A 14,019-nucleotide genomic window follows, 5' to 3' on the forward strand; every position below is an offset into this window, starting at 1 on the left:
CGGCATTGGCATTTCTGTCCATCGCGGTATAAGACCACGGGAACACAGGACAGATCGGCAGGGCGGGCATGGCCAACCAGAGCGACACCTTCATCGACGAAGTCACCGAAGAGCTGCGGCGCGACCGCCTGTACGGGGCGATGCGCCGTTACGGCTGGATCGTGGTCCTGGTGATCGTGGCGGTGGTCGGCTTCACCGCGTGGCGCGAATACAGCGCCGCCCAGGACCGCGCCGCGGCGCAGGCCTGGGGCGATGCGATCCTGGCGGCCGAGGCCGAGAACGACCCCGCCGCCATTCTGGCCGTCGATCCGCGCGGCTCGGCCGGGCGGCAGGCGCTGACCGGGCTGCTGGCCGCGGGCGCGCAGACCGATCCCGATGCCCGCGCACAGGCGCTGCAGGGCGTGGCCGATGCCCAGCCCGACAGCGTGCTGGGAGAGCTGGCGCAGCTGAAGCTGGTGATGGCGCAGGGCGCGCAGATGGATGCGGCCGAACGCGACGCCATCCTGACCCGCCTGTCGCGCGCGGGTGCGCCGTTCGAGCTGCTGGCGTTGGAACAGAAGGCCGTGGCCCTGATCGGTGCCGGGCGCCCCGAGGATGCGATCACCCTGATCCGCCAGATCCAGGACAAGGACGGCCTGACCGAGGCCTTGCGTCGTCGCCTGTCCGAGATGATGATCGCCCTGGGCGAGACGCCCGAACCGACCGAATAACGGACTGAGAGACAGGGATGACCGCCATGCTGCGACTGACCTTGGCGATGGCCGCCGGACTGGGACTTGCCGGCTGCGGCGACCGCGAAATCATCCTGCCCGGAGAGCGCCTGGACCCCCTGGCCGTCATCTCGGCCGACGGTCCCGCGGTCGAGGGTGCGGCGGGCATCACCGGCACCGCGCTGTCCCTGTCCGCCCCGGTCACCAACGGCGAATGGACCCATCGCGGCGGCAACGCCGCCCATGCGCCGGGCCATCTGGCCCTGGGCGCGGGCGGCACGGCCCTGTGGTCCGCATCCATCGGCCAGGGTGAAACCCGTCGTCACCGCATCACCGCCGACCCCGTCGTGGCGGCGGGCCGGGTCTTTACCCTGGACAGCCGCGCCCGCGTCACTGCGACCGCGCTGAACGGCGGGCGCGCCTGGTCCACCGACGTGACGCCCGCGCTGGAGAATGTCGACAGCGCCTCGGGCGGCGGTCTGGCCTATGAGGGCGGGCGAGTCTTCGTCACCACCGGTTTCGGCGAACTGGTCGCGCTGGACGCGGCCAGCGGCGCCGTGCTGTGGCGCCAGCGGGTCGAGGCCTCGATCGGTGGCGGCCCGGCCGTGCAGGATGGTGTGGTCTATGTCGCGGCCCGGAACGCCGTGGGCTGGGCCGTGCGCGCCAGCGACGGGCGCGTGCTGTGGCAGGCGGCAGGCACGCCGTCGGGGTCGGGCGTCATGGGCGTGTCGGTCCCGGCCGTACAGGGCGACACGGTAGTGTTCCCGTTCTCGTCGGGGCAGATCGTGGCGGTGGACCGTCAGTCGGGCCTGACCAACTGGACGTCGCAGATCGCGGGCACCCGTCCCGGACGTGCCATCGCGGTGGTCCGTGACGTGACCGGCGATCCGGTGATCGCGGGCGGGCGCGTCTATTCGGGCACTTCCTCGGGGCGCATCAGCGCGGTCGAGCTGTCAACCGGCCTGAACGACTGGACCGCGGACGAGGGCGCCAACAGCCCGGTCGTCGTCGCGGGCGGGTCGGTCTTTGCCGTGAACGACCAGGCCCAGCTGGTCCGGCTGGATGCGGCGACGGGCGGCGTCGTCTGGCGCCAGCCCCTGCCGTATTACACCACGCAGCGCGTGCGGCGTCAGGATGCGGTCCACGCGCATTACGGTCCCGTGCTGGCCGGGGGGCGGTTGCATATCGCCTCCAGCGATGGCATGTTGCGCAGCTTCGATCCCGCCTCCGGCGCGCTGGTCGGTCAGGTGGCGATCCCCGGTGGGGCGGCATCGGCCCCGGTGGTCGCCGGTCAAACCCTTTACGTCGTTGCGCGCAACGGCCAGTTGCATGCGTTCAGATGACATTCACCCTTGCGATCGTCGGGCGGCCCAATGTGGGCAAGTCCACCCTGTTCAACCGTCTGGTTGGCAAGAAACTTGCACTGGTCGATGACCAGCCCGGCGTGACCCGCGACATCCGCGAGGGCGCGGGCCGCCTTGGCGACCTGCGCTTTGTCGTGATCGACAGCGCGGGCTTGGAGATGGCCGAGGATGACAGCCTTCAGGGGCGCATGCGCCGCCTGACCGAACGCGCCGTTGACGAGGCCGACATCTGCCTGTTCGTCGTCGATGCTCGTATCGGCATCACCGCGGCCGACGAGTATTTCGCCGAGATCCTGCGCCGCCGCGCCAAGCATGTCATTGTCGCCGCCAACAAGTCCGAGGGCCGTGCCGGAGAGGCGGGGGCCATGGAGGCCTATGCCCTTGGCCTGGGCGAGCCCCTGCGCATCTCGGCTGAGCATGGCGAGGGGATGGACGACCTTTACGGCGTGCTGATGCCCCTGGCCGACCGGATCGAGGCCGAGCGTCCCGCCCCGATCGAGGCCGTGACTGACCTGGACCTGTCCGAGGAGGACGCCGAATCGGGCGAGGGTTCCGAGGACTGGCGCCCATCCGAGGCCCGTCCCCTGCAGATCGCCGTGATCGGCCGCCCCAATGCGGGCAAGTCGACGCTGATCAACAAGATCCTGGGGCAGGACCGCCTGCTGACCGGTCCCGAGGCCGGGATCACCCGCGATTCGATCAGCGTGACCACGAACTTCATGGGCACGCCCATGCGCATCTTCGACACGGCCGGCATGCGCAAGCGCGCCCGCGTGACCGAGAAGCTGGAGAAGCTGTCGGTGGCCGACGGCCTGCGGGCCGTGCGTTTCGCCGAGGTCGTCGTCGTCCTGCTGGACGTCGAGATCCCCTTCGAGACCCAGGATCTGCGCATCGCCGATTTCGCCGAGACCGAGGGTCGCGCCGTCGTCATTGCCGTCAACAAGTGGGACACCGAGGACGACAAGTCCCACAAGCTGAACGAGATGCGCGCCAGTTTCGAAAAGCTGCTGCCGCAGCTGCGCGGCGCGCCGCTGATCACCGTGTCGGCCAAGACCGGCAAGGGGCTGGACCGCCTGCACAACGCTGTCATCAAGGCGCACGAGGTCTGGAACCGCCGCGTGCCGACCGCCCGCCTGAACCAGTGGCTGGGCGCGATGACCGAAAGCCATCCGCCCCCGGCCCCCGGCGGTCGCCGCATCCGCCTGCGCTACATGACGCAGGTCAAGACGCGTCCGCCCGCGTTCATCGTGAAATCGACCCATACCGACCAGATCCCCACCAGCTATCAGCGGTATCTGATCAACGGACTGCGGACCGATTTCGACATGCCCGGCACGCCGATCCGCCTGTTCTTCCGCGATCAGGGCGGCGAGAACCCCTACAAGGCCAAGGCCACCAAGATCGTGCAGTCTGGCGCGCTGTCCAAGCATAAGCATCGCCAGAAACCCAAGGGCAGCTGACCCGGCTCAGCTGGCCGCGCGGATCAGCACCGTGGCCATCGCGCTGATCCCGATGATCGCGGCCAGCGCGATCATCGGATCGCTGCCCATCGTCGAGATGGCCAGCCCGCAGAATGCCCAGATCAGCGCCACGGAATAGCCCACGCTTGGGCCGATCCACATCTGCGCGGCCATGCCGAGGGCCGCGGCGGGCAGGATCGCTACCGCCGACACGACCTGCGCGGACAGGCCGAACTGCACGGCGGTCAGCTCCGCCAGCGCGGCCGAGGCCAGGGCGGTGGCCCATCCGGCCAGAAACCCGATCGCGGGGCGGTGCCGACCTGCCGCGCGCCGGGCACCCACCGTGGCGGCGATGGCCCCGGCAACAGAGGCCAGGGTCAGCACGCCCGGATTGTCGATCAGCAGCGGCCAGACCGATGCCAGAACAAGCGCCCCCAGCAGCATCGGCCACACGCGCGGTCGGCCCGCACGGATCGGCTCGTCATCAGACGGGTCGATCCACTGCCCGACCGCATCCAGCATCACCATCATCCAGACGGCGATCAGCAGCATCCACATCAACAGGTTGTCGGGGTTCAGGTACAGGTGGGGAATGGCGATGCTGGTCGGCGCGACGGGTGGCAGCAGCGGCGCCGCCAGACGCGCCGCGTCCGTGATGATGCGCGCATCGGGCTGCATCGCGAAGATCACGCCGCAGATCACGAAGATCGCGGCGACCACCAGATGCAAGACTGAACCGATCCGTGTCATGCAGGCCAACGCGCGCCGGCCTGCGGCAGTTTCGCGCCGTCCGCAATCGGGGTATCAGGCCAGCGATCCCTGCGCGGTCAGCGTGGTCGCGCCCTTCAGATAGGGGTGCAGGACCGCGGGCAGGCGGACCGATCCGTCGGCCTGCTGGCCGTTTTCCAGCACCGCGATCAGCGCGCGCCCGACGGCCAGGCCGGACCCGTTCAGGGTGTGCACGAATTCCGGCTTGCCCCCGCCCGCCGGGCGATAGCGCGCGTTCATCCGCCGACCCTGATAGTCGCCGCAATAGCTGACGCTGCTGATTTCGCGATAGCGGTCCTGGCCCGGCAGCCAGACCTCCAGGTCGTGGGTGATGCGCGCGCCCGCGCCCATGTCGCCGGTGCACAGGATCATCGTGCGATAGGGCAGCTCCAGCGCCTCCAGCACGGCCTCGGCGCAGCGGGTCATGCGGTCATGTTCGGCCAGACCGGAATCGGCGTCGGTGATCGACACCATCTCGACCTTCTCGAACTGGTGCTGGCGCAGCATGCCGGTGGTGTCGCGGCCCGCACTGCCTGCCTCGGATCGGAAGCACTGGCTGTGGGCGACCATGCGGCGGGGCAGGGCGGCCTGGTCCAGCAGGTCGCCGTTCACGGTGTTCGTCAGCGTCACCTCGGATGTGGGGATCAGCCAGTACCCTTCGCGGGTCAGATAGCTGTCCTCTCCGAACTTGGGCAGCTGGCCGGTGCCCAGCATCATCTGTTCCAGCACCAGGACCGGGGTCCAGGTCTCCTCCAGCCCGTGCTGGTCGACATGCAGGTCGACCATGAACTGCGCCAGCGCGCGATGGATGCGCGCGACCGCCCCCTTCAGCACGACGAAGCGGCTGCCGGACAGCTTGGCGCCGGTCTGAAAATCCATGCCCGGCACGACGCCCGGGATCTGGAAATGCTCGACCGGGGCAAAGTCCAAGGCTGCAGGCGTGCCCCACCGGCGCAGCTCGACATTGTCGTCCTGGTCCCGGCCCTCGGGGACACGGTCCAGCGGCAGGTTCGGAATGCCCAGCAGCAGGTCGCGCAGCTGCGCGTCCAGATCGGCGGCCTCTGCCTGCATGCGGGCGATGTCGGCCTTGGTCGTGGCGACCAGCGCGCGCAGACGCTCGAACTCGGCGTCGTCGCCCCGCGCCTTGGCGGCGCCCACGTCCTTGCTGGCCTTGTTCTGGTCCGCCTGCGCGGTCTCGGCGGCGGCGATACGACCGCGGCGGGCCTCGTCCAGCGACAGGATCTGCGCGGTCAGGCCGGTCAGCCCGCGGCGGTTCAGCGCCGCCTCGAAGGCATCGGGATTGTCACGGATCGCACGGATGTCATGCATGGCGGCACCTTCGCAAATTGTCTGGGTGCCTGACTAGCGCATGCCGACCGCGACAGAAAGCCCGGCCCGCCGCCGCTGCGGGAATATCACGCGCCCAGTGTCAGTCCCGCACCGCGCATCATCTCCTCCAGCACGGGATAGAAATAGCGCTGGCCGACATAACCCTCGATCCGGCCCGCCTCGGATCCGTCCGACAGCAGCACGAAGGTGGGCGTGATCCAGGGTCGCCGCGCCAGTGCCAGCCCGTCAGGATAGGGGCCATCCACGTCGACATGCAGGATCGGCGCGGCCCGCCCCGCGGCCGAGGCCGCATAGCCCGGCCCGATCTGCGCATGCCAGGCGCGGCAATGGTGGCAGGCGGGCGATTCGACCATCATCAGCCGCCAGCCCGACGGCGGCGCAGCCCGCACCCCCAGGGGCAGCATCACGGCCGCGGCGCCCATCAGGACGGTGCGGCGGGACAGGATGGGCATGACGGGACCTCCACGCGGGATGGCGCCAGATTACGCCCTGCCGGCCCATGGCACAAGGTCGACGGGGTTGCCCCCCGGCGGTGGCTGGTCCAGTGTCTCGCGCAAAGCGGGACAAGGCGGCGATGACGACGGACGATCTTCTGACACCCTTGCTGCGGGGCGATCGGCGGGCGCTGTCGCGCGCGATCACGCTGGTGGAATCGACCCGCCCCGACCATCGCGACCGCGCAGGCCGCCTGATCGCGGCGCTGCCCGACAGCACGGCCCTGCGGATCGGGCTGTCGGGCACGCCGGGGGTGGGAAAGTCGACCTTCATCGAGGCGTTCGGCACGATGCTGACCGAACAGGGGCTGCGCGTCGCGGTGCTGGCGGTCGATCCGTCCTCGACCCGGTCGGGCGGTTCGATCCTGGGGGACAAGACGCGGATGGAGCTTCTGTCGCGCAACCCGCGCGCCTATGTCCGGCCCAGCCCGTCCAGCGCCCATCTGGGCGGCGTCGCCCGCCGCACGCGCGAGGCGATCCGCCTGTGCGAGGCCGCGGGCCACGACGTCGTCCTGATCGAGACGGTGGGCGTCGGCCAGTCCGAAACCCTGGTCGCACAGATGTCGGACCTGTTCATCCTACTGCTGGCGCCTGCGGGCGGCGATGAATTGCAGGGGGTCAAGCGCGGCATCATGGAGATGGCCGACCTGATTCTGGTGAACAAGGCCGATGGCGACCTGCTGTCGCCCGCGCGCCGGACGGTGGCCGATTACACGGGCGCGCTGCGCCTGCTGCGCAAGCGTCCGCAGGACCCCGACGGCTTTCCAAAGGCCATGCCGGTCAGCGCGACCACCGGCGCGGGCCTGCCCGAGGCCTGGTCCTGCATGCGCCATCTGGCCGACTGGCGCCGCGAGGCCGGTCATTTCGACCGCATCCGGGCTGAACAGGCGCGCGACTGGTTCATGGCCGAACTGCAGGGCGGGCTTCTGGCGCAGCTGGACGCCCCGGACGCCCGCGCGCGCATCAGTGATCTGGGCGCCCGTGTCACCCAAGGCGCGCTGCCCCCGGTCGAGGCCGCGCGCCAGATGCTGGACTGGTTGCGGCAGCCGCGATGAAATGCCCGAAAACGCGCCCCGCCCTGTCCGCGAATCGGCTAGATCGGTCCGCACAGGAGGGGGCGATGCCGGACCATGACGATCTGTATGCCGCGCTGCTGGCGCGCGATCCGGGATATGACGGGCGGGCGCTGGTCGGCGTCACCTCGACCGGGATATTTTGCCGGCTGAGCTGCCCGGCGCGCAAGCCGCGGCGCGACAACTGCCGCTGGTTCGCGGATGCCGCCGCCGCGCGGGCCGCGGGGTTCCGCCCCTGCCTGCGCTGCCGTCCCGAGGGGCAGGTGCCGCCGCTGGTCGCCACGTTGGGCGCGGCGCTGGCCGCCGACCCCGCCCGCCGCTGGTCCGAGGCGGATCTGACCGCCCTGGGGCATGACCCCTCGACCGTGCGGCGGCTGTTCCGCCAGCATCTGGGCACCAGCTTTCTGCAGCTGGCGCGCGCGGCACGGCTGCGCGCGGGCCTGACCACATTGACGCAAGGAGGCAGGATGATCGACGCACAGCTGGACGCGGGGTTCGATTCGGCATCGGGGTTCCGGCAGGCCTTTGCACGCCTGTTCGGGCATGCGCCGCACCAGATGCGGGGGGCCGCGGACCTGCGCGCGGACTGGATCGATACGCCCCTGGGCGGGATGATCGCCATCGCCGATGACGACGCCCTGCACCTGCTGGAATTCACCGACCGCAAGGCGCTGCCCCAGGGGCTGCGGCGGCTGTCGGTGATGGCGGGGGGGCGGATCGGGCTGGGCCGCACCGCGGTGACCGACCGGGCCGAGGCCGCCCTGGCCCGGTTCTTCGCGGGCAGCGACGGGCGGCTGGACCTGCCGGTGCGCCTGCGCGGCACGCCGTTCCAGACCCGCGTCTGGCAGGAACTGCAGGCGATTCCCGCGGGCCGGACACGCAGCTATGCCCAGCTTGCGGCAGCCATCGGCCATCCCACCGCCGTCCGCGCGGTCGCGGCGGCCAATGGGGCGAACCGGCTAGCGCTGGTCGTACCTTGTCACCGGGTCATCGGCACCGATGGCAGCATGACCGGATATGCGGGCGGCCTGTGGCGCAAGGAGCGCCTGATCGCGCTGGAGCGCGGCTATGGAATCACCTGACAAGGCTTGACGACGCGCCCCTCATGCGGTAGCCACCCGCGAACGGAATTCCGGGCGCTGCCTCGCGGCGCCTTTTCACATTGGGACGGACCCCCCGCCCGCACAGCTGAGACGAAGGAACACACCATGTCGCGCGTCTGCGAACTGACCGGCAAAGGCCCGATGAGCGGTAACAATGTCAGCCATGCCAACAACAAGACCCGTCGCCGGTTCCTGCCGAACCTGAACGAGGTCACGCTGCTGTCCGAAAAGCTGGGCCGTGGCTACTCGCTGCGCATCTCGGCCGCGGCGCTGCGTTCGGTCGATCACCGTGGCGGCCTGGACGCCTTCCTGGCCAAAGCCAAGGACACCGAGCTGTCGGACCGCGCCCAGAAGATCAAGCGCGACCTGGTCAAGGCCGAATCGGCTGCCGCGACCGCCTGATCCGATGATCGTCGGATGATGCATGGCCCTGCCGTTCCGGCGGGGCTTTTGCATGTCCGGAACCCCGGCCCGTGCGGTGCGGCCTGTGCCCGCCCCGGCCCCATCCAAGGACCTTGCCGAATGAAACTGTCGATCCTGGCCGCCGTCGCGATGCTGACCCCGGTGGCCGCCCTTGCCCATGACGGCATGCACGCCAACGACGCCTATGCGCGCAGCACCAACCCCAAGGTGGGCGCGGTCTTCATGCAGCTGGAAAACCACCGTCAGGTCGCCTGCACCCTGCAGGGCGTGTCGTCCGACGCGGCCGAGCGGGTCGAGCTGCACACCCATGTCGAGGAAGGCGGCGTCATGAAGATGACCCGGATCGAGGACGGGATCGCCGTCGCCGCCGGTCAGACCCACGCCCTGAACCGCGGCGGCGACCACATCATGATGCTGGGCCTGGCCGAACCGCTGGCCGATGGCGACACGCTGACCCTGTCGATGGATTTCGGCGATTGCGGCACCGAGGAGGTGCAGGTCGTCGTCGACAACCAGCGCGAGGATGCCGCCCCCGCCGATCACGACCACGGCGACCATCAGGGCCACTGAGGCCCCTCAAGCCGCCCGTTCGACCAGCTGGGCGGCCATCGGACCCAGGTGCCGGACGATCAGCGCCACCCCCTGCGCCGACGGGTGAACCCCGTCCCGCAGCAGCAGGGGCGCCCGGTCGGTCGCGGGCACCTGTGCCAGCGGCGCATACAGATCCTGCAGCAGCAGCGCGCCGTGGCGTTCGGCCAAACGCGGCCAGATCCCGCTCCAGGCGCGGCGCCAGTCGGGCTGGCCCGCCGGGGCGTGGATGCCGACCAGCAGCAGGGGCCGCCCGCCGCTGCCCGCGGTCTGCAGGATCGCGTCCAGGTTCGCCTCGGCATCGGCGGGCTGCCAGCGGCGCAGCATGTCGTTGCCGCCCAGCTCGACCATGACGGCATCGGGGCGGTGGCGGCGCATCGACAGTTCGATCCGCACGCGGCCGCCATAGGTCGTGTCCCCCGACAGCCCCGCATCGATCAGGTCCGCCGGGCGCCCCGCATCGGCCAGCCAGGCCGACAGCTGCGGGACCAACCCCTCGGTCGGGCCCAGGCCGAAACCGGCGGTCAGGCTGTCGCCAAAGCACAGGATGCGCGGCAGCGCCTGTGCCTGGGCGGGGCGGACCAGCGTGGCGGCAGCGGCGGCGGTCAGCAGGTGGCGGCGGGTCAGGATCATGCGGCAGTCCTCAGGCGCAGGGCATTGGTCACCACGAAGACCGAGGACAGCGCCATCGCGCCAGCCCCCAGCATGGGCGACAGTTGCGGTCCACCAAAGGGCACCAGCGCGCCCATGGCAACCGGGATCAGCGCGGCATTGTAGGCGAATGCCCAGAACAGGTTCTGGCGGATGTTGCGCATCACGGCGCGCGACAGACGGATCGCGCGGGCGACGCCCTGCGGATCGCCCGCCATCAGGACCGCATCGGCGGCCTCGATGGCGATGTCGGTCCCGGTGCCGATGGCGATGCCCGTGTCGGCGGCGGCCAGCGCCGGCGCATCGTTGATGCCGTCGCCCACGAAGACGCTGCCCGGCCCCATCGCGCGGATCGCCGTCAGCTTGTCGTCGGGGGTCAGCCCGCCCTGCGCCCGGTCGATGCCAAGCCGCGCGCCCATGGCCTGCGCGGTGGCGGGCAGGTCGCCCGACAGCAACTGGGTCCGCAGACCCATGTCGCGCAGGGCGGCGATGGCCGCGGCAGATTCCGGGCGTTCGGGATCGGCCAGCGCGAATGTCGCCACGTGGCGGCCGTCGGCGGCCAGATGCACCGGGGTCGCGCCATCAGTCGACGCGGCATCGGCATTGCGGATCAGGGCGGCGTCCGGCACGATGGCCGCTGCCTGAAGCCCGGCGGCATTGCCGATCAGCAGCGACCGCCCCTCGACCGTGGCGGTCAGGCCGCGTCCGGGCAGGGCGGTCACCGATTGCGCCGGGGGCAGCGTCATGCCGCCTGCCTCGGCCAGGATCGCGCGGCCCAAGGGGTGTTCGGATCGGGCCTCGGCCGCGGCGGTCAGGCGCAGGGCCGCGTCGCGGTCGATGCCGTGGGTCCAGATCTGCGTCACGCGGGGGCGGCCTTGCGTCAGCGTCCCGGTCTTGTCAAAGGCCACCACCCGCGCGCCCGCCAGTTTCTGCAGGGCATCGCCCTGGCGGAACAGGATGCCAAGCCGCGCGCCGCGCCCGCTGCCCACCATGATCGACATCGGCACCGCCAGGCCCATCGCGCAGGGGCAGGCGATGATCAGCACCGACACCGCCGCCACGACCGCATGCGCAAGGTCGGGGCCAAAGGTCAGCCACAGCGCAAAGGCCAGCACCGCCAGGCCCATCACCACCGGAACGAAGATCCGCGTGACCCGGTCGACCAGCGCCTGCACCGGCAGGCGGGCGGCCTGCGCCTCTTCGACCAGGGCCACGATCCGCGACAGCACGGTGTCCGGCCCCGTGGCCGTGACGCGATAGGTCAGGGCGGCCGCGCCGTTGACCGTGCCGCCGGTCACCGTGTCGCCGGGCGCGCGCAGCACCGGGACGGGTTCACCCGTCAGCATGGATTCGTCGACATGGCCTTCGCCTTCGGTCAGCACGCCGTCCAGCGCGATGCGTTCGCCGGGCGCCAGCTGCACCAGATCGCCCGGCTGCAGGTCGGCCACCGCGACACGCACCGGATCCCCGTCGCGCAACGCCGTCGCGTGATCGGGCGTCAGGGCCAGCAGCGCGCGGATTGCGGCGCCGGCCTGGCCCTTGGCGCGCGCCTCCAGCCAGCGGCCGGTCAGGATCAGGGTGACGATCACCGCCGCGGCCTCGAACCACACCTGGCGCGAGGCGGCGGGGACCAAGCCGGGGGCCAGGGTCACGACAGCGGAAAAGGCAAAGGCCGTGCCCGCCCCAAGCGCCACGAGGCTGTTCATCTCGGGGGCGCCGCGGCGCAGGGCGGCAAGCCCCGTGCCGAAGAACCGCCGCCCTGGTCCTGCCAGCACCGCCAGCGTCAGGATCATCTGCACGACCCACAACGCGCGCATGGGAACCAGCGCATGCAGCCAGTGGTGGAAGGCCGGGACCAGATGGCCACCCATCTCGACCACCGCGACGGGCAGGGTCAGGGCGGCGGCGGTCAGGGCCGCACGGCGCAGGGCCGGGGCCTCGTCCGGGGGTGGGGGGGCGCGGTCGGCGATGACGGTCGCGGGATAGCCCAGATCCGTCACGATTTGCGCCAAGGCCTGCGGGGTCAGGGCGGGATCGTGGCTGACCTGGGCGCGGTGCGTGGCCAGGTTCACCTGCGCATCCGCCACATCGGGGCGTGCCGACAGCACGCGGCCCACGCGTCCCGAACAGGCCGCGCAGCTCATGCCCCGGATGGCCAGGCGGGTGACGGGCAGGCCATAGGCGGGGATCGGGGCTGCGGCTTGGGTCATGGGTGACAGATGTGGCGCGGGGGACGCGCGGTCAAGGCCGCGAGGCGGCCGAACGCCCTCGTGAGTTGCGGGCCGGGGGCGTTTCGCTGTATCCGGGGGAAAAGCAAACCGATTGGAACTGCGCCATGAACCGTCGTCAGATGATCTCTCTGGCCGCCCTGCTGGTGGCCGCACCCGCCCTGGCCCCGACGCTGGCCGGCGCCCAGGAGGCGGCGGTCGATCCCTATGCCCCCATCGAGGTCGAGATCCGGGACGATTTCGAGACCGGCAGCATCGTCGTCGTCAGCCGCGACTTCTTCCTGTATCACGTTGTCGCACCGGGCAAGGCGGTCCGCTACGGCGTCGCCGTCGGCACGGCCGAACTGGTCTGGAAGGGCAAGGCCACGATCGGCCGCAAGGTCGAATGGCCCAGCTGGCGCCCGACCGACGACATGATCGAACGCAACCCCGGCGCCTATGCCAAATACGCCGACGGCATGCCCGGCGGTCCGCAGAACCCCCTGGGGGCGCGGGCGCTGTACCTGTATGACGACCGGGGCAACGACACCGCCATCCGCATCCATGGCACGACCGATCCCGGATCGATCGGGCGGGCGGTCTCCAACGGCTGTCTGCGCATGCGCAACGAGGCCGTGATGAGCCTGTTCGACCAGGTGCCCATCGGCACGCCCGTCTACGTCTTCTGATCTTGGATCTGACGCTTGCCAGCGCGGCGGACCCGGTTCTGGCCGGGTTCGACGACATCATCGATGTCCGCGCCCCGGCGGAATACGCCGAGGATCACCTGCCCGGAGCGATCAACCTGCCGGTCCTGTCGGATGCGGAACGCGCCCGCGTGGGCACGATCTACAAGCAGGTGTCACCCTTTGACGCCCGCAAGCTGGGCGCGGCGCTGGTCGCGGCCAATGCGGCGCGGCACCTGCAGGGGCCGCTGGCCGATCGGGGCGGCGCGTGGCAGCCGCTGGTCTATTGCTGGCGCGGTGGGCAGCGCTCGGGCAGCTTCGGCACGATCCTGAGCCAGATCGGCTGGCGCGTGGCGCGGGTTCAGGGCGGCTACAAGGCATGGCGGTCGCTGGTCGTGGACCGGGCGCAGAACGGTCCGATCGCGGCCCCGGTGATCGTGCTGGACGGCAACACGGGCAGCGCCAAGACCGCTATCCTGCAGCGGCTGGCGCAGCGCGGCCATCAGGTGATCGACCTGGAGGGGCTGGCCAACCATCGCGGCAGCCTGTTCGGCGGCCACCCCGAGGGCCAGCCCAGCCAGAAGATGTTCGAAGGACGCCTGGCCGTCGCGCTGGAGCGTCTGGACCCCGCCCGCCCCCTGCTGGTCGAGGCCGAGAGCAGCCGCATCGGCCAGATCACCGTCCCCAAGGCGATGTGGCAGGCGATCTGCGCCGCGCCCCGCCTGCAGATGCAGGTGCCGGTCGCCGCGCGCGCGGCGTTCACCGCCGCGACCTATCGCGACATGGTCGACGATCCCGCGCGCGTCGCCGCGATCCTGGACCTGATGGCCCCCCTGCACCCCGCCGAGCGTGTCGAGTGCTGGCGGCAGGCGCTGGCGCAGGGCCGGTGGCAGCAACTGTCCGAGGGGTTGCTGCGGGATCATTACGACCCGCGCTATGACAAGCACCGGTCACGTCATGACGACGGGCGCGGACAGATCGTCGCACTGGACGACCTGTCCGACCTGGACGCCGCCACCGGCTTGGTCGAGGCGGGGCTGGCCCGGATGACCGCGGGCGGTTCGTCGCGGACGGCGGATGCGGGCCCCGCGCGCAGGGCGGTCGCCGATTTGTGATCGGGCAGGGGGGCGGGCTGGCCTAGT

14 protein-coding genes are annotated in these 14,019 nt (G+C 70.8%); 9 read left to right on the forward strand and 5 right to left on the reverse strand.

Annotated features, from left to right (window positions below; all coding sequences use genetic code 11):
* Positions 1-68: 68 nt before the first annotated feature.
* From SY26_RS15745 to der, 3 genes are read left to right on the forward strand one after another with little or no spacing between them, the layout of a single operon-like run.
* The gene (locus SY26_RS15745; protein ID WP_046001300.1) at positions 69-710 is read left to right on the forward strand and encodes a tetratricopeptide repeat protein; all 642 of its coding nucleotides are present in this window, start codon (positions 69-71) and stop codon (positions 708-710) included.
* A gap of 26 nt (positions 711-736) precedes the next feature.
* Complete coding sequence (locus SY26_RS15750) at positions 737-2,053, forward strand: PQQ-binding-like beta-propeller repeat protein (protein WP_045983618.1); 1,317 nt, start codon at positions 737-739, stop codon at positions 2,051-2,053.
* Complete coding sequence (gene der, locus SY26_RS15755) at positions 2,050-3,534, forward strand: ribosome biogenesis GTPase Der (RefSeq protein ID WP_046001301.1); 1,485 nt, start codon at positions 2,050-2,052, stop codon at positions 3,532-3,534. Before SY26_RS15750 ends, der begins: the two co-directional genes overlap by 4 nt.
* 6 nt (positions 3,535-3,540) lie before the next feature.
* On the opposite strand, the gene SY26_RS15760 is transcribed toward der, so the two are convergent.
* From SY26_RS15760 to SY26_RS15770, 3 genes are all read right to left on the reverse strand, one after another.
* Positions 3,541-4,284: a hypothetical protein gene (locus SY26_RS15760; RefSeq protein ID WP_139599283.1), complete on the reverse strand. Its 744-nt coding sequence runs from the start codon at positions 4,282-4,284 to the stop codon at positions 3,541-3,543.
* Positions 4,285-4,338: 54 nt separating this feature from the next.
* Positions 4,339-5,631: a serine--tRNA ligase gene (gene serS / locus SY26_RS15765; RefSeq protein ID WP_046001303.1), complete on the reverse strand. Its 1,293-nt coding sequence runs from the start codon at positions 5,629-5,631 to the stop codon at positions 4,339-4,341.
* An 86-nt stretch (positions 5,632-5,717) separates the two neighbouring features.
* Complete coding sequence (locus SY26_RS15770; RefSeq protein ID WP_052715326.1) at positions 5,718-6,104, reverse strand: hypothetical protein; 387 nt, start codon at positions 6,102-6,104, stop codon at positions 5,718-5,720.
* Between the two features lie 122 nt (positions 6,105-6,226).
* Here SY26_RS15770 and meaB point away from each other — a divergent pair, with 122 nt between their 5' ends.
* The 4 genes from meaB (at position 6,227) to SY26_RS15790 (ending at position 9,315) form a co-directional block, all read left to right on the forward strand.
* Positions 6,227-7,201, forward strand: coding sequence for a methylmalonyl Co-A mutase-associated GTPase MeaB (gene meaB, locus SY26_RS15775; RefSeq protein ID WP_046001304.1), 975 nt, complete (start codon positions 6,227-6,229; stop codon positions 7,199-7,201).
* A 65-nt stretch (positions 7,202-7,266) separates the two neighbouring features.
* The gene (locus SY26_RS15780) at positions 7,267-8,301 is read left to right on the forward strand and encodes a bifunctional transcriptional activator/DNA repair enzyme AdaA (protein WP_046001305.1); all 1,035 of its coding nucleotides are present in this window, start codon (positions 7,267-7,269) and stop codon (positions 8,299-8,301) included.
* Between the two features lie 126 nt (positions 8,302-8,427).
* Positions 8,428-8,724, forward strand: a complete 297-nt coding sequence (rpmB, locus tag SY26_RS15785) for a 50S ribosomal protein L28 (RefSeq protein ID WP_046001306.1) — start codon at positions 8,428-8,430, stop codon at positions 8,722-8,724.
* A gap of 120 nt (positions 8,725-8,844) precedes the next feature.
* Entirely contained in the window at positions 8,845-9,315 is a 471-nt protein-coding gene (locus SY26_RS15790; RefSeq protein WP_046001307.1) for a copper chaperone PCu(A)C, read from the forward strand.
* 6 nt (positions 9,316-9,321) lie between these two features.
* Here the strand turns inward: SY26_RS15790 and SY26_RS15795 are convergent, their stop codons facing one another.
* Together SY26_RS15795 and SY26_RS15800 are read right to left on the reverse strand one after the other, a co-directional pair.
* Positions 9,322-9,966: an arylesterase gene (locus SY26_RS15795; protein WP_052715327.1), complete on the reverse strand. Its 645-nt coding sequence runs from the start codon at positions 9,964-9,966 to the stop codon at positions 9,322-9,324.
* Positions 9,963-12,194: a cation-translocating P-type ATPase gene (locus SY26_RS15800; RefSeq protein ID WP_052715328.1), complete on the reverse strand. Its 2,232-nt coding sequence runs from the start codon at positions 12,192-12,194 to the stop codon at positions 9,963-9,965. Before SY26_RS15800 ends, SY26_RS15795 begins: the two co-directional genes overlap by 4 nt.
* A gap of 125 nt (positions 12,195-12,319) precedes the next feature.
* Here SY26_RS15800 and SY26_RS15805 point away from each other — a divergent pair, with 125 nt between their 5' ends.
* Positions 12,320-12,880, forward strand: coding sequence for a L,D-transpeptidase (locus SY26_RS15805; protein ID WP_046001308.1), 561 nt, complete (start codon positions 12,320-12,322; stop codon positions 12,878-12,880).
* Positions 12,881-12,882: 2 nt separating this feature from the next.
* Positions 12,883-13,992: a tRNA 2-selenouridine(34) synthase MnmH gene (mnmH, locus tag SY26_RS15810; RefSeq protein ID WP_084693883.1), complete on the forward strand. Its 1,110-nt coding sequence runs from the start codon at positions 12,883-12,885 to the stop codon at positions 13,990-13,992.
* Positions 13,993-14,019 lie beyond the last annotated feature (27 nt).

This window comes from Paracoccus sp. 228 (assembly GCF_000967825.1).
Lineage (GTDB): Bacteria > Pseudomonadota > Alphaproteobacteria > Rhodobacterales > Rhodobacteraceae > Paracoccus > Paracoccus marcusii.